The 24,703-nt window shown below is 69.9% G+C and carries 23 protein-coding genes and 4 tRNA genes; 5 read left to right on the top strand and 22 right to left on the bottom strand.

Annotated features, from left to right (window positions below):
* Positions 1 to 166: 166 nt before the first annotated feature.
* From EDF50_RS02420 to EDF50_RS02485, 14 genes are all read right to left on the bottom strand, one after another.
* Positions 167 to 517: a rhodanese-like domain-containing protein gene (locus tag EDF50_RS02420; RefSeq protein ID WP_123517842.1), complete on the bottom strand. Its 351-nt coding sequence runs from the start codon at positions 515 to 517 to the stop codon at positions 167 to 169.
* Entirely contained in the window at positions 514 to 1,524 is a 1,011-nt protein-coding gene (secF, locus tag EDF50_RS02425) for a protein translocase subunit SecF (protein WP_123517844.1), read from the bottom strand. The genes EDF50_RS02420 and secF overlap by 4 nt, the downstream gene beginning before the upstream one ends.
* Entirely contained in the window at positions 1,524 to 3,287 is a 1,764-nt protein-coding gene (secD, locus tag EDF50_RS02430; RefSeq protein ID WP_123517845.1) for a protein translocase subunit SecD, read from the bottom strand. The genes secF and secD overlap by 1 nt, the downstream gene beginning before the upstream one ends.
* A gap of 96 nt (positions 3,288 to 3,383) precedes the next feature.
* The gene (yajC, locus tag EDF50_RS02435; RefSeq protein WP_123517847.1) at positions 3,384 to 3,797 is read right to left on the bottom strand and encodes a preprotein translocase subunit YajC; all 414 of its coding nucleotides are present in this window, start codon (positions 3,795 to 3,797) and stop codon (positions 3,384 to 3,386) included.
* A gap of 79 nt (positions 3,798 to 3,876) precedes the next feature.
* The gene (ruvB, locus tag EDF50_RS02440; RefSeq protein WP_123517848.1) at positions 3,877 to 4,902 is read right to left on the bottom strand and encodes a Holliday junction branch migration DNA helicase RuvB; all 1,026 of its coding nucleotides are present in this window, start codon (positions 4,900 to 4,902) and stop codon (positions 3,877 to 3,879) included.
* Entirely contained in the window at positions 4,899 to 5,513 is a 615-nt protein-coding gene (gene ruvA / locus EDF50_RS02445) for a Holliday junction branch migration protein RuvA (protein ID WP_123517850.1), read from the bottom strand. The genes ruvB and ruvA overlap by 4 nt, the downstream gene beginning before the upstream one ends.
* Positions 5,510 to 6,085, bottom strand: a complete 576-nt coding sequence (gene ruvC, locus EDF50_RS02450; protein ID WP_123517852.1) for a crossover junction endodeoxyribonuclease RuvC — start codon at positions 6,083 to 6,085, stop codon at positions 5,510 to 5,512. Before ruvC ends, ruvA begins: the two co-directional genes overlap by 4 nt.
* A gap of 9 nt (positions 6,086 to 6,094) precedes the next feature.
* Entirely contained in the window at positions 6,095 to 6,856 is a 762-nt protein-coding gene (locus tag EDF50_RS02455) for a YebC/PmpR family DNA-binding transcriptional regulator (RefSeq protein ID WP_123517854.1), read from the bottom strand.
* Between the two features lie 37 nt (positions 6,857 to 6,893).
* The gene (gene pdxT / locus EDF50_RS02460; protein WP_123518397.1) at positions 6,894 to 7,502 is read right to left on the bottom strand and encodes a pyridoxal 5'-phosphate synthase glutaminase subunit PdxT; all 609 of its coding nucleotides are present in this window, start codon (positions 7,500 to 7,502) and stop codon (positions 6,894 to 6,896) included.
* 19 nt (positions 7,503 to 7,521) lie between these two features.
* Entirely contained in the window at positions 7,522 to 8,436 is a 915-nt protein-coding gene (gene pdxS / locus EDF50_RS02465; RefSeq protein ID WP_123517856.1) for a pyridoxal 5'-phosphate synthase lyase subunit PdxS, read from the bottom strand.
* Between the two features lie 22 nt (positions 8,437 to 8,458).
* Complete coding sequence (locus EDF50_RS02470) at positions 8,459 to 9,043, bottom strand: HIT domain-containing protein (protein WP_233570270.1); 585 nt, start codon at positions 9,041 to 9,043, stop codon at positions 8,459 to 8,461.
* 2 nt (positions 9,044 to 9,045) lie between these two features.
* Positions 9,046 to 10,983 (bottom strand): threonine--tRNA ligase, encoded by a 1,938-nt coding sequence (thrS, locus tag EDF50_RS02475; protein WP_233570319.1) that lies wholly within the window; start codon positions 10,981 to 10,983, stop codon positions 9,046 to 9,048.
* A 187-nt stretch (positions 10,984 to 11,170) separates the two neighbouring features.
* On the bottom strand, positions 11,171 to 11,620 hold the full coding sequence (gene sufU, locus EDF50_RS02480; protein ID WP_123517861.1) for a Fe-S cluster assembly sulfur transfer protein SufU: 450 nt from the start codon (positions 11,618 to 11,620) through the stop codon (positions 11,171 to 11,173).
* The gene (locus tag EDF50_RS02485; RefSeq protein ID WP_370453954.1) at positions 11,617 to 12,966 is read right to left on the bottom strand and encodes an aminotransferase class V-fold PLP-dependent enzyme; all 1,350 of its coding nucleotides are present in this window, start codon (positions 12,964 to 12,966) and stop codon (positions 11,617 to 11,619) included. Before EDF50_RS02485 ends, sufU begins: the two co-directional genes overlap by 4 nt.
* A gap of 179 nt (positions 12,967 to 13,145) precedes the next feature.
* Here EDF50_RS02485 and EDF50_RS02490 point away from each other — a divergent pair, with 179 nt between their 5' ends.
* The gene (locus tag EDF50_RS02490) at positions 13,146 to 14,372 is read left to right on the top strand and encodes a cobalamin-independent methionine synthase II family protein (protein WP_123517862.1); all 1,227 of its coding nucleotides are present in this window, start codon (positions 13,146 to 13,148) and stop codon (positions 14,370 to 14,372) included.
* A 79-nt stretch (positions 14,373 to 14,451) separates the two neighbouring features.
* Here the strand turns inward: EDF50_RS02490 and EDF50_RS02495 are convergent, their stop codons facing one another.
* From EDF50_RS02495 to EDF50_RS02510, 4 genes are all read right to left on the bottom strand, one after another.
* Positions 14,452 to 15,255, bottom strand: a complete 804-nt coding sequence (locus EDF50_RS02495; RefSeq protein WP_123517864.1) for an amino acid ABC transporter ATP-binding protein — start codon at positions 15,253 to 15,255, stop codon at positions 14,452 to 14,454.
* The gene (locus tag EDF50_RS02500; protein WP_123517865.1) at positions 15,245 to 15,910 is read right to left on the bottom strand and encodes an amino acid ABC transporter permease; all 666 of its coding nucleotides are present in this window, start codon (positions 15,908 to 15,910) and stop codon (positions 15,245 to 15,247) included. Before EDF50_RS02500 ends, EDF50_RS02495 begins: the two co-directional genes overlap by 11 nt.
* Positions 15,911 to 15,912: 2 nt before the next feature.
* On the bottom strand, positions 15,913 to 16,767 hold the full coding sequence (locus tag EDF50_RS02505; RefSeq protein WP_123518399.1) for an amino acid ABC transporter substrate-binding protein: 855 nt from the start codon (positions 16,765 to 16,767) through the stop codon (positions 15,913 to 15,915).
* Between the two features lie 154 nt (positions 16,768 to 16,921).
* Positions 16,922 to 17,668 carry an NRDE family protein gene (locus EDF50_RS02510; protein ID WP_158612608.1) on the bottom strand — a complete coding sequence of 249 codons (747 nt, stop codon included), beginning with the start codon at positions 17,666 to 17,668 and terminating at the stop codon, positions 16,922 to 16,924.
* 178 nt (positions 17,669 to 17,846) lie between these two features.
* Here EDF50_RS02510 and coaBC point away from each other — a divergent pair, with 178 nt between their 5' ends.
* Together coaBC and EDF50_RS02520 are read left to right on the top strand one after the other, a co-directional pair.
* Positions 17,847 to 19,178: a bifunctional phosphopantothenoylcysteine decarboxylase/phosphopantothenate--cysteine ligase CoaBC gene (coaBC, locus tag EDF50_RS02515; RefSeq protein WP_123518400.1), complete on the top strand. Its 1,332-nt coding sequence runs from the start codon at positions 17,847 to 17,849 to the stop codon at positions 19,176 to 19,178.
* Positions 19,175 to 20,650, top strand: a complete 1,476-nt coding sequence (locus EDF50_RS02520) for a serine/threonine-protein kinase (protein ID WP_123517869.1) — start codon at positions 19,175 to 19,177, stop codon at positions 20,648 to 20,650. Before coaBC ends, EDF50_RS02520 begins: the two co-directional genes overlap by 4 nt.
* Positions 20,651 to 20,783: 133 nt before the next feature.
* Here the strand turns inward: EDF50_RS02520 and EDF50_RS02525 are convergent.
* The 3 genes from EDF50_RS02525 to EDF50_RS02535 all read right to left on the bottom strand — a co-directional run bounded on the left by EDF50_RS02525 (position 20,784) and on the right by EDF50_RS02535 (position 21,148).
* Positions 20,784 to 20,855, bottom strand: a tRNA-Val gene (locus EDF50_RS02525).
* Between the two features lie 81 nt (positions 20,856 to 20,936).
* A tRNA-Cys gene (locus tag EDF50_RS02530) sits at positions 20,937 to 21,010 on the bottom strand.
* A gap of 66 nt (positions 21,011 to 21,076) precedes the next feature.
* A tRNA-Gly gene (locus tag EDF50_RS02535) sits at positions 21,077 to 21,148 on the bottom strand.
* A gap of 174 nt (positions 21,149 to 21,322) precedes the next feature.
* Here EDF50_RS02535 and EDF50_RS02540 point away from each other — a divergent pair.
* A tRNA-Val gene (locus EDF50_RS02540) sits at positions 21,323 to 21,395 on the top strand.
* Positions 21,396 to 21,519: 124 nt separating this feature from the next.
* Complete coding sequence (locus tag EDF50_RS02545; protein ID WP_123517870.1) at positions 21,520 to 23,214, top strand: glycoside hydrolase family 13 protein; 1,695 nt, start codon at positions 21,520 to 21,522, stop codon at positions 23,212 to 23,214.
* Positions 23,215 to 23,378: 164 nt separating this feature from the next.
* Here EDF50_RS02545 and EDF50_RS02550 read toward each other — a convergent pair whose 3' ends face one another.
* Positions 23,379 to 24,659 (bottom strand): ammonium transporter, encoded by a 1,281-nt coding sequence (locus tag EDF50_RS02550; RefSeq protein WP_123517872.1) that lies wholly within the window; start codon positions 24,657 to 24,659, stop codon positions 23,379 to 23,381.
* Between the last annotated feature and the right edge of the window lie 44 nt (positions 24,660 to 24,703).

The raw sequence follows: 24,703 nt of genomic DNA on the forward strand, positions 1-24,703 counted from the left end.
TCCGCAACGAAGCCGTGTTCTGACCGCCGGGTGTCTCGGACGGTGCGGAGTTGTTCCGTGTGGTGATCTCGGTCACGGCAGCACCTCGTTCTCTCGGGTCGGAGTGTCCCCGGCGACCATCGCGGTCGGACGGGGACTCCGTGTGCTCAAGGGTACCCGTCGGCGATCAGTCGGCAGACGGCCGAGCGGCGTCGCCGCCCGACACGACCGGACCATCGGCGTCGCGCCAGGCGAGCATCCCGCCGACGACGTTCCGTGCGTCGACACCGATGCCGCGGAGGGCGTCCGTGGCCCGGGCCGAGCGCATGCCGGAATGACAGACGACGAGGACGGGTCGGTCGGTGGGCACTTCGTCGAGCCGGTCGTTCAGCTCGGAGAGCGGGACGAGCGTCGCACCGGGTGCGTGCGCCTCGTCCCATTCGTGGCGCTCACGGACGTCGAGGACGAACGTGCCGGCCGCGAGGGCCTCGGCGGCCTCGCCCGCGGTCACCTCGGGTCGAGGGGCGCCCCCGATCATGCGCCCACGGTCTCGTCGACGGTGAGCGGCTCGGTCTTCTGCGCCTCGAGCTTCCGGGCGTCGCGTTTCGCGATGTCGGGCTCACGGAGTCGGAGGGTGGCGTACAGCGGCGAAGCGATGAAGATCGTCGAATAGGTGCCGACCAGGATGCCGATGAAGAGTGCCAGCGAGATGTCTCGGAGCGTGCCGGCTCCCAGGACGAACGCGCCGATGAAGAGGATGGCCGCGACGGGGAGCAGCGCCACCACGGACGTGTTGATCGACCTCACGAGCGTCTGGTTGACCGCCAGGTTCACGGACTGCCCGAAGGTGCGTCGCGAACCCTCGCCGTCGTCGGCCGTGTTCTCACGGATTTTGTCGAACACCACCACCGTGTCGTAGAGCGAGTAGCCCAGGATCGTCAGGAAGCCGATGACCGCGGCCGGGGTGACCTCGAAGCCGACGATGCCGTAGATGCCCGCGGTCAGCACGAGGTCGTGCAGCAGGGCGGCCATCGCCGCCAGGGACATCTTCCAGGTGCGGAAGTACAGCGTCATGCCGATCGCGGCGAGGATCAGGAAGATCACGAGCCCCTTGATGGCCTGGCTCGTGATGTCGGCGCCCCACGAGGCACCGATGAAGGACGAGGTGACACGGTCGTCCGGGACGTCGTACGCCGTGGCCAAGGCTGCTGCCACGTCGTTCGTCTGGGCGGCCTCGAGCTGCGAGGTCTGCACGCGGATCGTGTCGGTACCCACCTGGGTGACCCGGGGGTTCGACCCCGGTACCACCTCGTCGACGGTCGCCGAGGCGATGTCCTGGTCGAGTTCGGCGGGCTGCGCGACCTGGAACTCCGAGCCACCGGTGAACTCGATACCGAAGTGGAATCCCCCGCGCAGGAACGGGACGGTGACCGAGATGAGGATGACGAGGGCCGCGATCCAGTACCAGCGGCGGCGGTGACCGACGATGTCGTACGACCGGGCACCCGTGTAGAGGTCGTTGCCGAATTTCGAGAAACTGGCCATCAGGAGTCCTTCTTCCCTTCACCGGCGGTCGACGTGTCGACGCGCTCGGTGTTCTTCTCGGCGGCTTTGCGCTCGGCGATGGTCTGACGCTTGACGGCCTCGCGGCCACCGGCTCCCTTGCGGTCGGCGACGGCCGGGGTGCGGAACTGCGCACGTCCCCGATAGACGGCGCCGAGGGCACGCGGATCGAGCCCGCTGAACGAGTGCCCCTCGCCGAAGAACCGTGTCCGAGCGATCAATTGCAGCATCGGATGTGTGAACAGCGAGACGACGATGAGGTCGATCACCGTGGTGATACCCAGGGTGAGCGCGAAACCCTTGACGTTTCCCACCGCGAGGATGAACAGCGTGATGGCCGCGAGGAAGTTGACGGTGTCGGAGGCGACGATGGTGCGGATGGCGCGTTTCCATCCCGATTCGACGGCGCTCTCGAGGATGCGGCCGTCGCGGAGTTCGTCCCGGATGCGTTCGAAGTACACGATGAACGAGTCAGCCGTGATGCCGATGGCCACGATCAGACCCGTCACCCCCGCGAGCGAGAGGCGGTACCCCTCGCGCCACGACAGGATGGCGATGACGAGGTAGGTGAGCACGGCGGCGATGACGAGCGACAGGACCGTGACGAACGCCAGAGCCCGGTACTGGATGAGCGAGTAGATCACGACGAGGATCAGACCGATGAGCCCGGCGATCAGACCGCTCACCAACTGGGTCTGGCCCAGCGTCGCAGTGATCGTCTCGTTGCTCTGGACGGAGAAGCTCAAGGGGAGCGCGCCGAACTTGAGCTGGTCGGCGAGGGTCTTCGAGGAGTCCTGCGTGAACTGGCCCGTGATCTGGGCCCGGCCGTCGGTGATGGCGGCGTTGGCGGACGGCGCCGTGATGACCTGGTTGTCGAGGGTCACGGCGAACTGGTTCTGCGGGGCCTGCAACGAGACGAGGCGCGAGGTGACCTCGGCGAACCGGTCGGTGCCCTGGCCGTCGAATTCCAGGTTGACGGCCCAGGTGTTCGTCGAGTTGCCCTGCGAGTCGGCCGCGAGGCCGTTCGTGGCGTCGCTGATGTCGGAGCCCTGCACCTCGACCGGACCGAGGATGTACTTGGCCGTACCGTCGGTGGAGCAGGTCACGAGCGGCTCGTCGTCACGAGCCGTGGCGAGGTCGTTCTCGGCTGCGCAGTCGTAGTTCTGGTAAAGGTCGGCCAGCTGGGGGGTGATCCAGGCCAGGTCGGATGCATTCGTCGGCGAGGCCGTGGGCGTGCTCTCGAGGTCGGGGTTGGGAGTGTAGGGCGTGGCGCTCGGGCTGGCCGTGGCGTCGTCGCCTTCTCCTCCGACAGCCGCGTTCGACACGGCCTCGGTGTAGAGCACCGGGCGGAAAGTCAGCTTGGCTGACGCCTCGATGCGCTCGAGGGTCGCGTTGTCGGGCCGCCCCGGGATGGAGACGACGATGTTCTGCGTGCCCTGCTTGGTGATCTCGGATTCCGAGACGCCGGCCGAGTCGATGCGCTGCCGGATGATCGTGACGGCCTGGTCGAGCTGCTGCGACGACACGGACTCACCGCTCTGGAGCTGAGCCGCGAGGGTGATCTGCGTCCCGCCCTGAAGGTCGAGGGCGAGTTCGGGTACCCAGCTGGCGCCGTTCCACCAGCCGTCACGACCCGAGTCGTTGAGGAACGTGGCCGTGCCGTTCAGGGCCGTGAGGCCGGCGATGATGACCAACAACCAGGTCAGGGATCGTATTGCTTTCTTCACCGGCGTCGAGCGTGCCACGGAGGAACTCTGCTTTCTCATGGGAGCGCGCGCTCACCCGGAGCGCGCGCCGTGGATCGGGCCCGACCGCTCTGGGCGGTCGGGGCGGTCGTCAGGTCAGGCCTTGTTGTCGGAGTCCTTGGCGACGGTCGAGTCGACCGGTGCGGACGTGGCGCGCTCACCGAACCCGGGTGCGTCGTCGATGACACGGTCGTGCTCGACGGTGGTGTCGGTCAGCGAGTCGGCGTCGTCGGCGACCGTCTCGTCGATGACCGGTTCGACGACGCGACCGAGGGTCTGACGGTGCACCTTGAGGACCGTGCCGGGTGAGACCTCGACCTCCGCCACGTTGTTCTCGTCGTCGATGGAGACGACGGTTCCGTAGACGCCGAACGACAACATGACCTCGACGCCGGGCACCAGCTTGTTCTGCAGTTCGGCCTGCTGACGGTCGCGCTTCTTCTTGTTGCGGAACATGAAGACGACGAGGACCACCAGGAGGAGGACCATGATGAGGGTTGCGGGATCCATGCGGAACTCCCTTTCGCTATCGGGGGTGTGGGCCGAGCGGGACTCGCTTCAGCGAACGACGGCCTCGGACCTGCAGGAATTATAGGTCATCGCCGAACAGCGCCCCTGAAGCGTGCACCAGACCGAAGTGTCGCCAGGCCTCGGGTGTCGCGATGCGCCCCCGGGGCGTGCGGGTGAGCAGGCCGACGCGGACCAGGAACGGCTCCACGACGGACTCGATGGTGTCAGCTTCTTCGCCCACCGAGACCGCCAGTGTGTTGAGACCGACGGGTCCGCCGCCGAAACGGGTGAGCACGGTCTGGACCACCTCGCGGTCGAGCCGGTCGAGCCCCAGCGAATCGACGTCGTAGAGGTCGAGCGCCTCACGTACGGTCGCCAGGTCGGCGTCGCGCCCGTGGACGAGTGCGTAGTCGCGCACCCGCCTCAGGAGACGGTTCGCGATGCGGGGCGTGCCCCGGCAGCGACCGGCGATCTCGGCCAGGGCGGCGCCGTCGATGACGATGCCGAGAAGCGATGCGGCCCGGCGGAGGACCTCGGTCAGTTCGGCCTCGTCGTAGAACTCGAGGTGTGCCGTGAATCCGAATCGGTCGCGCAGGGGGTTGGGGAGCAGGCCGCTGCGGGTGGTGGCGCCCACGAGGGTGAAGGGCGACAACTCGAGGGGGATGCTGGTCGCGCCCGCGCCCTTGCCCACCATGATGTCGATGCGGTAGTCCTCCATCGCGAGGTACAGCATCTCTTCGGCCGGCCGTGCCATGCGGTGGATCTCGTCGATGAAGAGGACCTCGCCCGGTACGAGCGCGGAGAGGACGGCAGCGAGGTCACCCGCGTGCTGGATCGCCGGGCCAGACGACATGCGTAGCGGCCTGGCCCCCTCGTGGGCCACGATCATGGCGAGAGTCGTCTTGCCGAGCCCGGGCGGGCCCGCGAGGAGGATGTGGTCGGGGGTGCGGCCCTGCATCGTCGCGGCCTTGAGCAGCAGCTCGAGCTGGCCCCGGACCTTGGTCTGCCCGACGAACTCACCGAGCGAGGTGGGCCGCAGCGCCCCCTCGAAGGCCAACTCGGCCTCGGACTCGAGGGTCGGACGGGTCAGGTCGTCGTCGCTCACGCGCGGGCCCCGGCGGACTTCTGCGGCCCCAGGTGACCGAGCGCCGCGCGGAGCAGCTGCGGCACGGCCACCGCGACGGCGTCACCCCGCTCGATCGCGACGGCGTCGATCGCGGCTTGGGCCTCGCGCTCGGACCATCCGAGTCCGACCAGCGCGACGAGCACGTCGGCGGCGGTCGTGGACGCGGCCGTGACCGTCGGCGCGCTGGGTGCCACGTCGAGTTTTCCGGCCAACGACAGGACGATCAGCTTCGCCGTCTTGGGCCCGATGCCCGACACGCGGCGGAACGCCGCGTCGTCGTCGTCGGCCACTGCGGTCGCGACCTGGTGTGGAGTGAGCGTCGAGAGCACGCCCTGGGCCGATTTCGGTCCGACGCCCGTCACGCTGCGGAGAAGATCGAACACCTCGAGTTCTTCACGGTCGGCGAACCCGAAGAGCGAGAGGTCGTCTTCTCGGACGATCAACGCCGTGTGCACGAGCGCCTGCTCGCCCACCCGGACCGTCAACGCGAGCTGTGGGGTGACCGACACCCGGAGGCCCACACCGCCGACCTCGACCACGATCGTCGTTCCGGACGCGGACAGGACGGTACCGCGGACGCTCGAGATCATGCCCCCAGCCTAGGAGTGCGCACCGACTTCTCGGCGTCGCGCCACGCTAGCTGGGCCGGCGTGAGCGAACCCGAGGAGGCGCGGGCCGCGACGGGCGCCCCTCGCCAGGCATGGCAGATGGCCAGGGCCAGAGCGTCCGCGGCGTCCGCCGGCCTCGGTGCCTCCGAGAGGCCCAGCAACCGGGCGACCATCGTGCCGACCTGTTTCTTGTCGGCCGCTCCGTAGCCGGTCACGGCCGCCTTGACCTCGGACGGCGTGTGCAGCGTGACGGGGATCTCGCGCTCGGCCGCCGCACGCAGGGCGAGACCACTCACCTGAGCCACCCCCATGACGCTGCGGACGTTCTGCTGGGCGAAGACCCGCTCGATCGCCATGGCGTCCGGCCGGTGTTCGTCGATGAGCGCCTCGAGGCCGCGACCGAGGACGAGGAGACGCTGTTCGAGGGCGAGGTCAGGAGCGGTGCGGATGACCTGCACGTCCACGAGGGTCGCCCGACGGTGGGCGTCGACCTCGACGACACCCACCCCGCAGCGGGTGAGCCCGGGATCGATGCCGAGCACCCGGAGCGTCACCCCGACGACCTAGTCCTCGTCGTCGAGTGCGGCCTGCACGTCGGCGGGGACGTCGTGGTTCGCGTAGACGTTCTGGACGTCGTCGTCGTCGTCGAGCGCGTCGATGAGCCGGAACACCTTGCGAGCCGTCTCGAGGTCGACCTCGATCTTGACCCCCGGGACGAACTCGATGTCGGCCGAGTCGTAATCGATGCCGGCGTCTTGCAGGGCCGAGCGTGCCGGGACGAGGTCGGACGCCTCGGTGACGATCTCGAAGCCCTCACCACGGCCGGTGACTTCTTCGGCACCGGCGTCGAGGACGGCCGCGAGGACGTCGTCCTCGGTGAGGTCGTCGGTCTTCATGACGGCGATGACGCCCTTGCGGCTGAAGTTGTAGGCGACACTGCCGGGGTCGGCCATGGTGCCACCGTTGCGCGACATCACCGTGCGCACGTTGGCGGCAGCTCGGTTCTTGTTGTCGGTGAGGCACTCGATCAGCAGAGCGACTCCGTTCGGGCCGTAGCCCTCGTACATGATCGTCTGGTAGTCGACGCTCTCACCGCTGAGACCTGCACCACGCTTGACGGCACGATCGATGTTGTCGTTGGGGACCGAGGTCTTCTTGGCCTTCTGCACGGCATCGACCAGCGTCGGGTTGCCCGACATGTCGGCCCCACCCTGCTTGGCCGCGACCTCGATGTTCTTGATGAGCTTGGCGAACGACTTGGCGCGACGGCTGTCGATGACGGCCTTCTTGTGCTTGGTCGTTGCCCACTTGGAATGCCCGGACACGGTGCTCCTTCAGATGCTGACGTGGATCTCGACGAGTCTACCGTGACGCCCGCGCTCGGGCTTTGTCGAGGAAGCGCGCGTGGAACCTGAGGTCGTCAGTGACCTCGGGATGGAACGACGTGCCCATCAAGGGGCCCTGTTCGACGGCGACCACCCGGCCGTCCTCGAGGACGCCGATGGCCGTGGCGGCCGGGCCGACCTGGTCGACCACGGGAGCCCGGATGAACACGGCGTGCACGGGTGGGCCCTCGAGGACCGGGACCTCGACGTCTGTCTCGAACGAATCGGTCTGCGAGCCGAAGGCGTTGCGTTGGACCGACACGTCGAGTCCACCGAGGCTGCGCTGACCGGGGATGCCGTCGACGATGCGGTCGGCCAGCATGATCAGCCCGGCGCACGTGCCGTAGACGGGCAACCCCGACCCGATGGCGTGACGAAGGGGGCCGTCGAGGTCGAAAGCGCGTGCGAGCTTGTCCATGACGCTCGACTCGCCGCCCGGGAGCACGAGCCCGTCGATCTCGTCGAGCTCTGACGGACGCCGGACGGGAACCGCGTCGGCCCCGAGCGAGGTGAGGACGGTCAGGTGCTCACGGAAGTCGCCCTGCAGCGCGAGGACACCCACGCGTGGGGTTCGAACGGTGTTCATCGACGGACGGGCCGCCGGGTCACCAGCCACGCTCGGCGAGGCGGTGCGGTGCGGGGAGGTCGGGGACGTTGATGCCGACCATGGCCTCACCGAGACCGCGGGAGGCGTCCGCCACCACCTGGGGGTCGTCGAAGAACGTGGTGGCCTTGACGATCGCCTTGGCGCGTTCCGCCGGGTTGCCCGACTTGAAGATGCCCGAGCCGACGAACACGCCGTCGGCACCGAGCTGCATCATGAGGGCCGCGTCGGCGGGTGTCGCGACGCCACCGGCGGTGAAGAGGACGACGGGCAGCTTGCCGGTCTCGGCGATCTCTTTGACGAGCTCGAAGGGAGCCTGCAACTCTTTGGCGGCCACGTACAGCTCGTCGGCCTTGAGGCCGCGCAGTTGAGCGACCTCTTTCGAGATCGTGCGGATGTGCTTGGTGGCCTCGGACACGTCGCCCGTGCCGGCCTCGCCCTTGGAACGGATCATGGCCGCGCCCTCGGTGATCCGACGGAGGGCCTCGCCCAGGTTGGTGGCACCGCACACGAACGGGACGGTGAAGTTCCATTTGTCGATGTGGTTCACGTAATCGGCGGGACTCAGCACCTCGGACTCGTCGATGTAGTCGACGCCCAGGGTCTGCAGGATCTGCGCCTCGACGAAGTGACCGATGCGAGCCTTCGCCATGACGGGAATCGAGACCGCTGCGACGATCTCGTCGATCATGTCGGGGTCGCTCATGCGGGCCACGCCACCCTGGGACCGAATGTCGGCGGGAACGCGCTCGAGAGCCATGACCGCGACGGCGCCGGCGTCCTCGGCGATCTTCGCCTGCTCGACGTTGACGACGTCCATGATGACGCCGCCCTTGAGCATCTCGGCGAGACCGCGTTTGACGCGGCTCGAACCGGTGGTGGAGGACGGGCTGGAGGCAGGTGTCGTGTCGCTCATGATGGCCCTATCTTAGGCCCGATCACTCCGCGGGCGACGCCGTCGGGGCCTGATCGGCGCGGCCGGTCGGCCAGGCCTCGGCGACCGCGAGGCGGACGTCGCCGAGCAGCTGCGTGACGGCCTTGGTCTGCGCGATGATCGGGAAGAAATTCGAGTCACCGCCGTAACGCGGGACGACGTGCTGATGCAGGTGGGCGGCGATCCCGGCCCCGCCGACCTGCCCCTGGTTCATGCCGATGTTGAAGCCCTGAGCGTGTGACACCCGGGTCAGGACCCGCATGGCGATCTGCGTCAGGGAGGCGATCTCGGCGACCTCGTCGAGGGTGGCGAGGTCGTAGGTCGATACGTGTCGGTAAGGGCAGACCAACAGGTGCCCCGGGTTGTACGGGTAGAGGTTCAGCAGCACGTAGGCATGCTGTCCCCGTGCCACGATGAGCGCCTCGTCGTCGGACCTCGACGGCGCACTGCAGAAGGGGCAGGAATCGTCGTGGGCGCCCTGTCCGGCCTCGACGTAGACGGCGCGGTGCGGCGTCCAGAGTCGCTGGAACGCGTCGGGGACCGCGGCGAAGTCGGCGGAGGACTCGGCCACGGGCCCGTCGGCGCCCACGGTCAGACCTGGGCCTTGGTCTCGATCGCCGTGACGATCTTGGCGACGGCCTCGTCGAGCGGCACGCCGTTCTCCTGCGAACCGTCGCGGTAGCGGAAGCTGACCGCGCCGGCCGCCCGGTCGTCTTCGCCGGCGATCAGCTGGAACGGCACCTTGGCCTTGGTGTGCGTGCGGATCTTCTTCGGCATCCTGTCGTCGCTGTGGTCGACCTGGGCGCGGACCCCGACCTCCCGGAGGCGAGCCACGACGCCGTCGAGGTAGTCGCCGTACTCGTCTGCGACGGGGATCGCCACGACCTGCACCGGGGCCAGCCAGACCGGGAACGCCCCCGCGTAGTGCTCGGTGAGAACGCCGAAGAAGCGCTCGATCGAGCCGAACAGGGCCCGGTGGATCATGACCGGTCGCTGCCGGGAGCCATCGGCCGCCGTGTACTCGAGGTCGAAGCGCTCCGGCAGGTTGAAGTCGAGCTGGACGGTCGACATCTGCCAGGTCCGACCGATCGCGTCGCGTGCCTGGACCGAGATCTTGGGGCCGTAGAACGCCGCGCCGGCGGGATCGGGTACGAGCTCGAGACCGGTCTCTTCCGCGACCTGCCGCAGGGTCGCCGTCGCCTCGTCCCAGGTGTCGTCGTCACCGACGTACTTCTCGGGGTCCTTCGTGGACAGTTCGAGGTAGAAGTCGTCGAGGCCGTAGTCGCGCAGCAGGCTGAGCACGAAGTCGAGCGTGCCCTTGAGCTCGGCGGCCATGTCGTCGCGTGTCGTGAAGATGTGCGCGTCGTCCTGCGTCATGCCCCGCACGCGGGTGAGGCCGTGGATGACGCCGGACTTCTCGTTGCGGTACACCGTTCCGAACTCGAACAGGCGCTGAGGCAGGTCTCGGTAGGACTTGGCGGACGACCGGTAGGCCAGGATGTGCATCGGGCAGTTCATCGGCTTGAGGTAGTAGTCGGCGCCCTGGCGGGTGACCTCGCCCTCGTCGTTGCGAGCCTCGTCCAGGTGCATCGCCGGGAACATGCCGTCCTTGTACCAACCCAGGTGGCCCGAGGTCTCGAACAGGTTCGCCTTGGTGATGTGCGGCGTGTAGACGAACTCGTATCCGGCCTTCTCGTGCCGCTCGCGCGAGTAGTCCTCCATCTGACGACGGATGATGCCGCCCTTGGGATGGAAGATGGCCAGACCCGAGCCGATCTCGTCGGGGAACGAGAAGAGGTCGAGCTCGGCGCCGAGCTTGCGGTGGTCACGCTTGGCCGCCTCCTCGAGCCGGGCCTGGTAGGCGCGCAGGTCGTCTTTGGTGGGCCAGGCCGTGCCGTAGATCCGCTGCAGCTGCGGGTTCTTCTCGGAGCCACGCCAGTAGGCGGCCGCCACACGCATGAGTTTCGTGGCGTTGCCGAGGAGGCGCGTGCTGGGCACGTGGGGACCTCGGCAGAGGTCGAACCAGATGACCTCGCCGGTCTTCGGGTCGAGGTTGTCGTAGACCGTGAGCTCGGCCCCGCCGACCTCGACCGACTCGCCGTCCGCGCCGAGCTCGTCGGCCGAACCACCCTTGAGACCGATCAGCTCGAGCTTGAACGGTTCGTGGGCGAGCAGGTCGCGGGCCTCGTCGTCGGTCACGACGCGGCGACGGAAGCGCTGGCCCTGACGGATGATGCGCTCCATGCCCTTCTCGATCGCCTTGAGATCGTCGGGCGTGAAGGGCTCGGCGACGTCGAAGTCGTAGTAGAAGCCGTCGGTGACGGGCGGCCCGATGCCGAGCTTGGCCTCGGGGTTGATCTGCTGCACGGCCTGAGCCATGACGTGGGCCGCCGAGTGCCGCAGGATCGAGAGTCCGTCGGGCGAGTCGATCGTGACGGGCTCGGCCACGTCACCCGCCTGCAGCTCGGTGGCCAGGTCGCGCAGCTCGCCGGCCACGCGGACGGCCACGACCGTCTTGTCGGTGAACAACTCGAAGCCGGTCGTCGTCTCGGTGGCCTCGACGGCCGAGAGGCCGGGGGCTGGGAGGGCGTTCGGGTCGAGGTCGGTCTGGTCGGACACGGCGGTGGTTCCTATCGTCGAGGGGCGGGAACCACTTTAGTCGTGGGCCGACGACCGGCCGGGGACCCCGCCGACCGGCGACGCGGCCACGGTCGGCTCAGGCCGCTCGCAACTCGCTCGAACACGCCTCGGCCGCGACCCAGGCGAGCATGCCGCACTTGACCCGCATGACGAACTTCGAGACCCCGTGGAACACGACGGCGTCGCCGAGCACCTCGTCGTCGGGTTCCCCGGCGCCTCGGGACCGCATCATGTCCCGGAACTCCGCGACGAGGGCGTCGAGTTCGGGCAAGGAGCGGCCCGGAGCGAGCTGCGCAAGCACCGAGGCCGAGGCCATCGAGATGCTGCAGCCCGCGCCCTGCCAGCGCAGGTCGGCGATGCGGTCCGTGCCGGGCTCGAGGGCGACTCGGACGGTGATCTCGTCGCCGCAGGTCGGGTTGCGCTCGTAGTGCTGCGCGTCGGCCGACGGCAGCTCGCCGTCGCCGTGCCGCGCCTTGGCGTGATCGAGGATGACCTGCTGGTACAGGCCGTCGAGGGCGGCGCTCACCGCGCCTCCTCGGTCTTCTCGTCGGGCGACGGTGGGCCCGCGACTCCGAAGTAGCCGCGGACCTCGGCGACCCCCGCGACGAGCCGGTCGACCTCGTCGCTCGACGAGTACAGGTACGTGCTGGCCCGTGTCGTGGCCGTCACACCGAGTCGCCGGTGCAGAGGTTGCGCACAGTGGTGACCGACGCGCACGGCGATGCCCCGGGCGTCGAGGAACTGGCCGACGTCGTGGGCGTGCACCCCGTCGACGACGAAGCTGGCGAGTCCCGATCGCGGCACCCCGGCGGATGGTCCGACGACCGTCACGCCCTCGAGCGTGCTCAGCCCGCGGACGAGTCGATCGGCGAGGGCCTCCTCGTGCTCCCGTACGCGGTCCATGCCGACGGACTCGAGGTAGCGCACGGCCTCGGCCAGGGCGACGGCCTGCGACACGGGCTGCGTGCCGGCCTCGAAGCGCTGGGGGGCGGGCAGGTATTCGGCGCCGTCCATCGTGACCGTCGTGATCATCGAGCCCCCGGTGCGGAAGGGCGGCAGCGCGTTCAGCAGCTCGGCACGACCGTAGAGCACGCCGATGCCCGTGGGCCCCAGCATCTTGTGGCCCGAGAACGCGGCGAAGTCGACGTCGAGGGCGTGCAGGTCGACCGGCCGGTGCGGAACGGACTGGCAGGCGTCGAGCACCACGAGGGCGTCGACTGCGTGCGCCAGCCCCACCAGCTCGGCGACGGGCGCGACGAAGCCGGTCACGTTCGAGACGTGGGCGAATGCGAGGAGGCGCGTACGGGGTCCGATCACGGACGCCGCGTCGGCCGCGGTCCAGGTGCCGTCGTCCGCGACGGGCACGAAGCGCAGCACCGCCCCGGTCGTCGCCGCGAGTTCGTGCCACGGCACGAGGTTGGCGTGATGTTCGGCCTCGGTCACGACGATCTCGTCGCCGGGTGCCAGGGCGAAGCGTCGCGCGGCCTCACCACCCCGGCCGTGCGTGGCGTTCGCGACACCGTACGCCACGACGTTGAGGGCATCGGTCGCGTTCGAGGTCCAGACGATCTCGTCGACGTCGGCACCGACGAAGCGGGCGACCGTCTCGCGGGCCTCTTCGTAGGCCTCGGTCGACAGGGCTGCGAGCGTGTGCGCCCCGCGATGCACGGCAGAATTGGTCGTCTCGAGGAACCGGCGTTCCGCGTCGAGCACGGCGGTCGGTCGCTGTGCCGTCGCCCCCGAGTCGAGGTAGGCCAGCGGCTCACCGTTGACGTCCTGCCGGAGCAGCGGGAAGTCGGTGCGCAGACGGCGGGCGTCGTCGTCGGACAAACCCGGACGGGCGGTGGATGGTTCGGAGGAGGTGGTGGTCACGATGTCCCTTCTCGTCGATCGTAGCGAGGCACCCCGAGGGGCCCGGCGTCGACCGACACAGGACGCAACGGTCGCCGCCCGCCCGGTGTTCCCGACCGCGTCGCTGTGACGCCCCGTGTCGCGGACGTCGCCCACGGCAGGGGTCGAGGGCCAGAGTGGTGGCGACGAACGGAGCACCCATGACGACCACATCCGGCCGCATCCAGACCACCCACGCGGGAAGCCTGCCGCGCACACCCGAGCTGATCGCGGCGAACGACGCGCGCGCCCTCGGCGAGGACGGCTTCACCCTCGAGCGCACTCCCGAGTTCGACAACCTGCTGACCGATGCCGTCGTCGATCTCGTGCGGCGTCAGAACGACCTCGGCATCACGATCGTCGGCGACGGCGAGTACGGCAAGGCCATGACGAGCGCCGTCGACTACGGGGCCTGGTGGTCGTACTCGTTCCAGCGAGTCAGCGGGCTCTCGCTGACCGGGTCGGACATCTTCAGCCAGCCGGCCGTGCGGTCCTCCCCCGGCGACGTGCGGCTGACGTCGTTCCCCGACCGCCGCGACTGGCAGACGTTCAACGCCGCCTACACCGACCCGACCTCGGGCATCGGCACGGGCTCGGGCGCGACGTCGTTCCCGAGCACGACGGGCGCGTTGGCCTACGTCGGCCAGGCCGCGATCGCCTCGGACATCGCCAACCTGACGGCGGGTCTCGAGGCGAGCGGCTCGACATCGGGTTTCATCACGTCGTTGTCGCCGGGCAGCGGCGCCCGCATCGCGAACGACTTCTACGCCACCGACGAAGAGCACATCTGGGCCTGGGCCGAGGTGCTGCGCGAGGAGTACACGGCGATCGTCGAGGCGGGCCTCACCGTGCAGATCGACGACCCGTCGATCGCCGAGAACTGGGACCAGATCAACCCCGAGCCGAGCGTCGAGGACTACCGCGCCTTCACACGCATCCGGGTCGAGGCGCTCAACCACGCCCTGCGCGGCCTGCCGCCCGAACAGGTGCGCTTCCACCTCTGTTGGGGCTCGTGGCACGGACCGCACACGACCGACGTCGAGTTCCGTCACATCGTCGACCTCATGCTCGAGATCGACGCCGGCTCGTACTCGTTCGAGGCGGCGAACGTCCGTCACGACCACGAGTGGAAGCTCTGGCGCGACGTCGAGCTGCCCGCCGGCAAGAAGATCGTGCCGGGCGTCGTCAGTCACGCCACCAACGTCGTCGAACACCCTGAGCTCGTTGCCGACCGAATCGAACGGTTCGCCTCGCTGGTCGGGCCCGAGAACGTCGTCGCGTCCACCGACTGCGGCCTGGGCGGCCGGATACACCCACAGATCGCCGTGGCCAAGCTCGCCTCGCTCGGCGAGGGCGCGCGCATCGCGTCGCACCGCTTGTTCGGCTAGGCGTCCGCCGCGACGGCGACCCGCGCCTCCTGGTCCGGTGGCCGAGGAGGCGCGGGTCGTCTCGTGCGCGGCTGGCCCGTCAGTCGTCGAGCGGCTTGAGCACCCGCTGGAGGAACTGCTGCGTGCGGGCTTCTCGCGGCCTCGTCAGCACGTCGGCGGGTCGGCCGCGCTCGACGACGACCCCGGCGTCCATGAAGAGCAGCTCGTCGGCCACCCGGCGGGCGAACTCGAGCTCGTGGGTGACGACGATCATCGTCCAGCCCTCGTCGGCGAGCTCTTTCACGACCGTGAGGACGTCACCCACCAGCTCGGGGTCGAGTGCGGAGGTCGGCTCGTCGAAGAGCAGCAGCTCGGGCCGCAGCGCGAGCGCGCGGACGATGCCCACGCGCTGCTGCTGTCCGCCCGAGAGTTCGGAGGGGTAGGCGTCGGCCTTCTCGGCGAGTCCCACCCTCGCGAGGAGCGCCTCGGCCTCGGCTCGCGCCTCCTTCGGATCGCGGCCCTGGACGCGGACCGGCCCCTCGACGACGTTCTGGAGCACCGTGAGGTGCGGGAACAGGTTGAAGTGCTGGAAGACCATCGACGACCTGTCGCGCAGCGCGAGCAGGTCGCGCTTGCCGACCGTGCCCCCGAAGTCGATCGACCGGCCGTCGGAGAGCGTGACGACTCCGCCGTCGGGCACCTCGAGGGAGTTGAGCGAACGCAGCACGGTGGTCTTGCCCGAGCCCGACGGGCCGATGATGGCGACGACGCGTCCGCGCCGGACCTCGAGGTCGATGCCGCGGAGCACCTCGTTCTCACCGAACGACTTGTGCAGGCCGCGGACGGTCAGCACGGGTGCGTCGGCCGCACCGGCGGTCCGGGGCGGGGTGACGTCAGCGGGCAACGTGGCGGTCCAATCTCTTCTCGAGGGCGTCCTGCCCGAACGACAGGACCAGGCAGATCACCCAGTAGACCAGGGCGGCCTCGAGGTAGACCACCAGGAACTGGTTCGAGACCACGGCGATCTGCTGCGCCTGACGGAACAGCTCGACCACGAGGATGACGCTGGCGAGCGAGGTGTCCTTCATCAGGCTGATGAAGGTGTTCGACAGCGGTGGCACCGACACGCGGGCCGCCTGCGGCAGGATGATCCGCCGCAGCGCCAGCCCGCGTGACATGCCGATCGTGTGGGCGGCCTCCCACTGGCCCTTCGGCACCGAGAGGATCGCGGCCCGGATCACCTCGGCGGCGTACCCGCCCACGTTCAGCGAGAACGCGATGATGGCGCTCGGCCACGGGTCGAGCCTCACGCCGACCGAGGGCAGGCCGTAGAAGACGACGAACAGCTGCACCAGCAGGGGCGTGCCGCGGATCAGCGAGACGTACACCCGGGCGAGACCCGCGAGCCACGCCTGCCCGGACAGTCGCATCAGCGCGATGACGACGGCGATGACGAGGCCGATCGCCATCGAGATGAACGCGAGCGGGATGGACGCGACCAGGGCCCCCGACACGATCGGCCACAGGGACCGCCAGAAGAGGTCGAGGGAAGACTGCATGCCTACTCGCTGACGTCCTGGCCGAAGTACTTCTCGCTGATCGTCGACAGGGTGCCGTCGGCCTTGAGCTCGGCGAGAGCGTCGTCGAGGGCCTTCACGAGGTCGTCACTGCCCTTGGTGGTGACCAGGGCGGAACGCGAGACGTCGTCGGTGGTCGCCGCGATCTTGATGCCGGCGGCCTGGTCGGGGTTGGTCTTGACGTAGTCGAGGAAGGTCAGCTCGTCGTTGACCGTCGCGTCGATGCGGCCCTGCTCGAGCAGCGCGACCGACTGGGCCCAGCCGTCGACGACCTGCACGTCGGCGCCGGCGTCCTTGGCGGTCGTGTAGAAGTTGCTCGACTGCGACTGGGCCGTCGTCTTGCCCTCGAGGTCGGCGAGCGACGTGATGTCGGTGTTGTCGGCCGACGTGATGACGACGCCTCGGCTCACGGTGTACGGCGTCGAGAAGTCGTAGGTCACCTCACGCTCGTCGGTGATGGAGATCTGGTTCGCGACGATGTTGAAGCGCCCGGCCGAGAGCCCGGCGAGCAGGGCGTCGAACTGGGTCTCCTCGAACGTGGGGGTGACGCCGAGCTTCTCGGCGACGGCGGTGGCGACGTCGACGTCGTAGCCGGTCAGGGCACCGGAGCCGCCCTCGTGGTACGTGAAGGGCTGGTAGGTGCCCTCGGTGCCGATGACGAGCTCGCCGGACTGCTGGATGTCGGACAGGCTCTGCGCGTCGCTCGTGTCCGCGGTGGCGTTGCCCGTCGACTGGACGACCCCGTCGGTGGAGGCGGGCGCGCAGGCGGCCAGGGCCACGACGGCGGCGGCGGCGACACCGACGGAGGCGAGACGACGGACGGTGCGGACGGCGGTGATCTTCACGAGGGTTCCTTTGCTGCGGCTCGGGGGTCGGGGGTCGGGGGTCGGGGGTCGGACGAGCCTCCCGACACTAACGCCGCAGGGGCGAGCGTGATTCCCGATGACTCCACATGACGTCGCAGCCCAGCGGTCGGGTGTCGGCACGTCTCCGTCAGCGTCGTGCGATCGCCTCCGCGACCGAGGGCGCGCCGTCGAGACGCACGTGTCGGTGGGCCACGTCGTCGGCCGAGACGGCGACGGTGCTGAGCGACAGCGAGTGGAAGAGGTGCCCGTCGACGAGGTCGGCCCGCACGAGCGCGTCGTCGTCGTCCGTCGGCAGGGCGCTGCTCTCACGCAGCAGGTCGAGCCACGGCGTCCAGCTGCCCTCGCCCCCGGCCGCCGCCGGCAGAGGACCGGAGGGAGGCTCGACGTCGCGGAACCGAGGGAGCCACCGGTCGACACGGGGCACGGACCGGTCGTCGGGTGCGGCGTGCGTCAACAGGTGCACCCCGGGGGCGAGGCGGGTCGTCTCGGTGGCGGTGCCGTCCCACACGGAATGCACCGCGCCTCCCGGGTCCGCGGTGAGCAGGTTGAAGGTGCGGGTCGTCTGCGGTCCCTTCGGCAGGGAGCCGTCGGCGGCTGCTCGCAAGGGCAGCGCTCCGCGGGTGGTCCATCCGCCAGGCGGCCGTGCGGGAGTCTCGTGCCGGTTCAGCACGACGCTCGCGCGGCTCGGCTCGCGGGCGGTCGCCAACCAGGCGCCGCCCGCCTCCCGGTCGTGCACTCCGGTCACCCGCTCGCCGAGGTCGGGCCACCAGGGGCCCGGCTCGTCCCAGGGGCGGTCGGGCGACTCGTCCCGCAGCCCGAGGAGGACGACGGGCCAGGGCGCGCCCGGCTGAACGGCGACGACGACGGTGCACATGGGGTCCTCAGGGTGGGGTCTCGTCGGGTCGGGGGCCGACGCTCGGCCGCGGGATGCGGCATCGTGGGGGGCAACGCTACCGACCCGGCACCGGGTCGGCCGACCGACGGATCGATCGACGAGGCCCACCGTGACGCACGACCACCCCCGCTCCTCCCCCGCCGACGCCCCGCGTCGCCTGTCCGTCGTCGTCGGCGTCTCCGGCGGCATCGCGGCGTACAAGGCCGTCGGGATCGTCCGCGGCCTCGTGCTGCGCGGACACGACGTGCACGTCGTCCCCACCGCTGCCGCGCTGCGCTTCGTCGGTGCGCCGACCTGGGAGGCCACGAGTCGCAACCCCGTGCACGAGTCGGTCTTCGACGACGTCGCCGAGGTCCGGCACGTGGCCCTGGGGCAGCGAGCCGACCTGATCGTCGTGGCACCGGCCACCGCGCACACCCTGGCGAAGATCGCTCACGGGCTGTCCGACGACCTGCTCGGCACGACGATCCTCGCGAGCACGGCACCTCTCGTCGTCGCGCCGGCGATGCACACCGAGATGTGGCGGAACCCGGCCACGGTCGCGAACGTCGAGCTGCTGACGTCCCGCGGCGTGACCGTCGTCGGCCCCGACGACGGTCCGCTGACCGGTGGCGACGTGGGGCCGGGCCGGCTGAGCGAGCCCGACGAGATCGTCGCCGTGGCCCTCGCCCGCGTGGTCGACCCGGTCGGCGCCTCCCCCGCCGTCGTCCCCGGTGCTCGGGGTCAGGAGGCGCGGGTCGGCGACCTGGACGGGCTGCGGCTGGTCGTCTCCGCCGGTGGTACCCGCGAGCCCCTCGACCCCGTGCGGTTCGTCGGCAACCGTTCGAGCGGAAAGCAGGGCGCGGCGCTCGCCCTGGCTGCGGCCGGACGCGGGGCCCGCGTCACCGTCGTCGCCGCCGCTCTCGACGGTGCCGTCCGGCAGACGCTCGAGACCGACGCCGCGGTCGACGTCGTCGAGGTCGGCACGGCCCTCGAGCTCGAGACCGCCATGGCCGAGCACGCTCCTACCGCCGACGTCGTCATCATGGCGGCCGCGGTCGCCGACTACCGACCTCTCTCGGTGGCTGACGGCAAGATCCGCAAGGACGACTCGGGCGACGAGTTGACCGTGCGTCTCGTGCGCACCCCCGACGTCCTGGCCGGACTCGTCGCCCGCCGTCCGGCCGGGCAGGTGGTCGTCGGTTTCGCGGCCGAGACGGCCGGCGACCGCGACGGACTGCTCTCGCTCGGGCGCGCCAAGCAACGGCGGAAGGGGGCTGACCTCCTCGTGCTCAACACGGTGGGCTGGACGACCGGTTTCGGCAGCGACGACACCGCCGTCGTCGTGATCGACGCCACCGGTGACGTGGTGTCCGAGGTCGAGGGGTCGAAGGCCGCCGTGGCAGAGACCGTGCTCGACGTGGTCGCCGCGCGTCTCGCGACGAGTCGTGAGTCGGCCCGTGGTCGAGAACCGGTGCTCGCCGAGTCGCCGAGGGAGGCGAACGCATGAGCCCCCGGGAGCAGGCCGACCCACGCCTCGGCTCGACCATCGGCGGCCGCTACCGGCTCGACGCCATCGTCGGACGTGGCGGCATGGGGGCCGTCTACCGGGCGCACGACCTCGAGCTCGGACGGGACGTCGCCGTGAAACTGTTCTCGTCGGACGGGCACGACGTCCACGACCTCAGCCGACAGGTCAGCGAGGTGCGCCTCCTGGCATCGCTCAACCACCCGGGGCTCGTGACGCTCTACGACGCCCGTGTCGAGGGAGACGGCCACGACGACGACGCCTACCTCGTGATGGAGTACGTCGACGGGCCGACCCTGCAGACCGTGCTCGCCGACGGGCCGCTGTCGCACGCCCAGGCGGCGGCGCTGCTCGGCGACGTCGCGGACGGCCTGGCGGCGGTCCACCGCGCGGGCGTCGTCCACCGGGACGTCAAGCCCGCGAACATCCTGCTCGCGGCGCCCCACCACGAGGGCGACCCCCGGAGGGCCAAGCTCGCCGACTTCGGCATCGCCTACCTGATCGACTCGACGCGGGTGACGGCCACGGGCACCTTGATGGGCACGGCCGCCTTCGTCAGCCCGGAACAGGCCGAGGGGCGTCCGCCGGCCCCGGCGTCCGACGTCTACTCGCTCGGACTGGTCCTGGTCGAGGCACTGACCGGTCGGCGCGTGTTCACGGGTTCGGTCGTCGAGTCGGTCATGGCCCGTCTCACCCGCGACCCCGAGATCCCGGCCTCGATCGGGGTGGGGTGGGCTGAGCTGCTGACGCGCATGACCTCGCGCGCACCGGAGGACCGTCCCGGCGCCGCCGAGGTCGCACGGGCCGCCCGCGCGCTGGCGATCCAGGGTGCCGGGTCGACCGACGCCGTCACGCGCGTCATGGCCGCTCCCGACGTCGCCACGGCGGCTCTGCCCGGTGGCGACACGCCCACCCGCGTCCTGCCCCGGGACGACGCTCGCACGCAGGTGCTCGGGGCGGGGGCGGCCTCGGGGGCGGACGCCACGGGTCTCGCGGTCGACGTCGAGCCGCACGAGGGTACTCGGAAGCGTCGGCGCTGGCCACTCGTGCTGGCGGCCATCGTCGTCGCCGGGCTGCTGGCGGCAGGCATCGGGTGGGCCGCCACCCGCGACGGTGACGTGGTCGGCCCGACCGAGAGCACGAGTCCGAGTGTCGAGTCGGACCCCTCGATGACACCCTCCGAGTCGTCGGACGACGAGTCACCGTCGCCGACGGAGGACTCCACTGACGAGTCACCGGCGGATCCGGCACCCTCGGACGAGGTCAGCCCGTCCCAGGAGGCACCGGTCGAGCCGACGATGCAGCCCACGGTCGACCCCGTGACGCCTCCGACCGTCGAGGTGCCCGGCGTCGGCTCCTCGGGCGGGAACAGCGGGCCCGGCAACAACGGGAACGGCAAGGGCAACGGCCAAGGGAACGGAGTCGGCCTCGGCCCGGGGACCGGCACCCCCTAGGGCAAGGCCGCGAGGTGTCGCGACCTGCCACTCACGTATCGAGGCGAGCGGCATGTCGTGACATCTCGGCAGGACCCACGGGCTCGGCCCGGACATGACGAAAGCCCCGGCCGAGGCCGGGGCTTTCTGTATGTGAGCGATACTGGGATCGAACCAGCGACCTCTTCCGTGTCAGGGAAGCGCGCTACCGCTGCGCCAATCGCTCATGTCTCTACGGTCCGACATCTATCACGTCAGACCGACTATTCAATTGCAACATCGACTCTAGACCTAGGTCATGATCGAATGGAGGTGGAGACGGGATTTGAACCCGCGTGAACGGCTTTGCAGGCCGGTGCCTCGCCTCTCGGCCACTCCACCATACGAGTAGCCCCCCAGAGAGAGGCCACCAGTCGGTGGACCACCCTCTGGTGAGCATTACACTCGAGCGGATGACGAGATTCGAACTCGCGACCCTCACCTTGGCAAGGTGATGCGCTACCGCTGCGCCACATCCGCATTTCGCTTTGCATTTCTGCGTGCAAAAGAACAATACCCACACCCCGGGGCAGAAACCAAATCGAGGGAAGTTCGTGTCTTGAGCGCTCACGGGCCAGGCCATGACGGGGGCCTCGACGATCGGCCGAATGGCGTCAGAGCCCCGCCATGCACTAGCATCGTCGAGTCCCACACGGGCGATTGGCGCAGTTGGTAGCGCGCTTCCTTCACACGGAAGAGGTCATCGGTTCGAGCCCGGTATCGCCCACGACGCTCTCCTGAAGGCCCTGCATCCGCAGGGCCTTCCGTCGTTCCCGGGCAGAGGCTTCGGCCCGGCGGGGCCGTCCGAGCTCTCGACGCCGCCGGCGCCCGAGACGTGGCATCCTCGCCCCATGACCGACTCCCCCGCCTCCCGTGAATCCACGATCCACCCGACGACCGTCCCCGACGCGGACTGGTGGCGCCAGGCGGTCGTCTACCAGGTCTATCCGCGCAGCTTCGCCGACGCGAACGCCGACGGCATCGGCGACCTGCCCGGCGTGACCTCGCGCGTTCCGTACCTCCGGCGACTCGGGGTCGACGCCGTCTGGCTGAGCCCGTTCTACCCGTCGCCCCTCGCCGACGGCGGCTACGACGTCGCCGACTACCGCGACGTCGACCCGCGACTGGGCACCCTCGACGATTTCGACGAGATGGTCACCGCCCTGCACGCGGCCGGGATCAAGGTCGTCGTCGACATCGTCCCGAACCACACCTCGAGCGAGCACGAGTGGTTCCGCGACGCGGTGGCGTCCGAGCCCGGGAGCGCCGTCCGTGCCCGCTACGTCTTCCGGGACGGCCTCGGCGACGGTGGAGACACTCCCCCGTCGACCTGGGTGTCGAACTTCGGAGGGGGCGCCTGGACCCGTCTGCACCGTCCGGACGGAACCCCCGAGCAGTGGTACCTGCATCTCTTCGCACCCGAGCAACCCGACCTCGACTGGAGCAACCCCGAGGTGCGCGCCGACTTCGAGACCACCCTGCGGTTCTGGTCGGACCGAGGCGTCGACGGTTTCCGGGTCGATGTCGCGCACGGGCTCGCGAAGGACCTGACCGAGCCCCTGCGCGACGCCGCCGAGCGCCACGTGCTGCCGGTGGACGGCAGCGACCCGCTCTACGACCGCGACGAGGTCCACACCATCTTCGAGGGCTGGCGCCGGGTCTTCGACGAGTACGACCCACCCCGTACCGCGGTCGCCGAGGCCTGGGTGCAGCCCGAACGCGTGCCGCTCTACGCCCGCCCCACCGAGCTCGGCCAGGCCTTCAACTTCGCGCTGACCCGGGCCGACTTCGACGCCGACCAGTTCCGGACGATCATCGCTGCCACCCTCGAGCAGGCTGCCGTCAGCGGCGCGACGAGCACCTGGGTGCTCTCGAACCACGACGTCGTCCGTCACGCCACGCGCTACGGCCTGCCGAAGGGGCAGGACCTCGACGCCTTCGTCCTGAGCGACGGCCGTCGGCCGACCCTGAACCCCGACGCGGGCCTGCGTCGGGCCCGTGCCGCGACGTTGCTCATGCTCGCCCTCCCGGGCTCGGCCTACGTCTACCAGGGCGAGGAACTCGGCCTGTTCGAGGTGGCCGACCTGCAGCCCGACGACGTGCAGGACCCCGTCTGGACCCGCACCGGCCACCGACGGAAGGGCCGCGACGGCAGCCGCGTGCCCCTGCCTTGGGACACCACCGAGCCTGCCCTGGGCTTCGGCGACCACGCCCCGCACCTGCCGCAGCCCGAATGGTTCGAGGACCTCGCCGTCTCGGTGCAGGACGACGAGGACGAGTCGACCCTGTCGATCTACCGCCGCGCCCTCGCCCTCCGCCGCGAGCTGCAGCGCGGCGAGACACTCCGCTGGGCGGACGGCGCCCCGGACGACGTCGTGCACTTCGCCCGTCACGACGGCTGGCACTCGCTGACGAACTTCGGTGGTGGTCCGGTCGACCTGCCGACCGGCGCGCGCGTCCTGGCGTCCAGCGAGCCGCTGGACGACACGCTCGGCGGGGTCACCGAGGTGCCGGGCGAGACCACGGTGTGGTTCTCGGTGGTCTGAGAGCGGGTAGGCGAGGGCGTGGCCGGGTCGGGCGACGCGACCCACCGCAGGAGGCGCGGTGCGAGGAGGTCGCGCACCGCGCCTCCTGCGCTCTGCCGACGCCCCCGCCCGCGCGACGAACGGCCCCGGTCCGAGGACCGGGGCCGTTCGTCGCGCGGAGTGGGTCAGGCGCGCGAGTTCTCGAGGACGTAGCCCTCTTCGCCGTGCAGGGCGAGGTCGATGCCGGCCACCTCGTCCTCGTTCTTGACGCGGAATCCGATGGTCTTCTCGATCACGGTGCCGATGACGAAGGCCAGGACGAACGAGTAGAGCAGCACCGCGACGGCCGAGAGCGCCTGCACACCGAGCTGCGTGAAGGAACCCGAGAAGATCAGGCCGGTCTCGTTGGCGAAGATGCCGAGGTACAGCGTGCCGATCAAGCCGCCGACGAGGTGGATGCCCACGACGTCGAGCGAGTCGTCGAAGCCGAGCGTGAACTTGAGGTCGATCGCGAGGGCGCAGACGGCACCCGCGAGGACGCCGAGGACGACGGCCCAGCCCGGGGTGAGGGCGGCACAGGCCGGGGTGATCGCGACCAGGCCCGCGACGGCACCCGAGGCGGCGCCGACCGAGGTGGCCTTGCCGTCCTTCACCTTCTCGACGACGAGCCAGCCGAGCACGGCGGCGGCGGGGGCGGCGATGGTGTTGAGGAACGCCAGGGCGGCGACGCCGTCGGCCGCGAGTTCGGAGCCGGCGTTGAAGCCGAACCACCCGAACCACAGCAGTCCGGCGCCCAGCAGGACGAAGGGCGGGTTGTGCGGCTTGTCGGCACCCTTCGCGAACCCGACGCGCTTGCCGAGGACGAGAGCCAGGGCCAGGGCAGCGGCACCCGCGTTGATGTGGACGGCCGTCCCGCCGGCGAAGTCGATGACGCCCATGGCGGCGATCCAGCCACCGACCGTGTTGCCGTCGGCGTCGCTCGTGAAGTTGAAGACCCAGCTGGCGACCGGGAAGTAGACGACCGTGGCCCAGACGCCGGCGAAGATCATCCATGCGCCGAACTTGGCACGGTCGGCGATGGCACCCGAGATGAGCGCGACCGTGATGATGGCGAAGGTGGCCTGGAACGCGGCGAAGGCGATCGTCGGGTAGTCACCGGTCGGGTTCAGGCTGTCCTCGAAGGCGGCGCCGAGGCCGAGGTTCGCGACGTCGAGGCCGAACCAGCCCTGGATGCCCACGAAGCTCTCGCTGCCACCGGGGATCGAGGTCGGATTGCCGAAGGCGATCGCGTAGCCGAAGAGCACCCACAGCACGCCGATGAGGCCCATGGCCCCGAAACTCAGCATCATCATGCTGATGACGCTCTTGGCCTTGACGAGGCCGCCGTAGAAGAAGGCCAGGCCGGGGGTCATGAGCAGCACGAGTGCCGCACAGATCAACATGAAGGCGGTGTTGCCTTGGTCCATGGGTGGGTCACCTCTCGAGTTTCTGAGCCAGGGAGGCACCGACG

The sequence above is a fragment of the Frigoribacterium sp. PhB24 genome (assembly GCF_003755185.1).
In the GTDB taxonomy this organism is placed as follows: domain Bacteria; phylum Actinomycetota; class Actinomycetes; order Actinomycetales; family Microbacteriaceae; genus Frigoribacterium.

Excerpts from the sequence above, each read along its gene's own strand:
- EDF50_RS02550 (WP_123517872.1), bottom strand. The coding sequence starts at position 24,659 with ATGGACCAAGGCAACACCGCCTTCATGTTGATCTGTGCGGCACTCGTG.
- EDF50_RS02500 (WP_123517865.1), bottom strand. The coding sequence starts at position 15,910 with ATGCAGTCTTCCCTCGACCTCTTCTGGCGGTCCCTGTGGCCGATCGTG.
- EDF50_RS02520 (WP_123517869.1), top strand. The coding sequence starts at position 19,175 with ATGAGCCCCCGGGAGCAGGCCGACCCACGCCTCGGCTCGACCATCGGC.
- pdxS (WP_123517856.1), bottom strand. The coding sequence starts at position 8,436 with ATGAGCGACACGACACCTGCCTCCAGCCCGTCCTCCACCACCGGTTCG.
- secF (WP_123517844.1), bottom strand. The coding sequence starts at position 1,524 with ATGGCCAGTTTCTCGAAATTCGGCAACGACCTCTACACGGGTGCCCGG.
- EDF50_RS02545 (WP_123517870.1), top strand. The coding sequence starts at position 21,520 with ATGACCGACTCCCCCGCCTCCCGTGAATCCACGATCCACCCGACGACC.
- yajC (WP_123517847.1), bottom strand. The coding sequence starts at position 3,797 with ATGGATCCCGCAACCCTCATCATGGTCCTCCTCCTGGTGGTCCTCGTC.
- EDF50_RS02510 (WP_158612608.1), bottom strand. The coding sequence starts at position 17,668 with ATGTGCACCGTCGTCGTCGCCGTTCAGCCGGGCGCGCCCTGGCCCGTC.
- pdxT (WP_123518397.1), bottom strand. The coding sequence starts at position 7,502 with ATGAACACCGTTCGAACCCCACGCGTGGGTGTCCTCGCGCTGCAGGGC.
- EDF50_RS02490 (WP_123517862.1), top strand. The coding sequence starts at position 13,146 with ATGACGACCACATCCGGCCGCATCCAGACCACCCACGCGGGAAGCCTG.
- EDF50_RS02420 (WP_123517842.1), bottom strand. The coding sequence starts at position 517 with ATGATCGGGGGCGCCCCTCGACCCGAGGTGACCGCGGGCGAGGCCGCC.
- ruvA (WP_123517850.1), bottom strand. The coding sequence starts at position 5,513 with ATGATCTCGAGCGTCCGCGGTACCGTCCTGTCCGCGTCCGGAACGACG.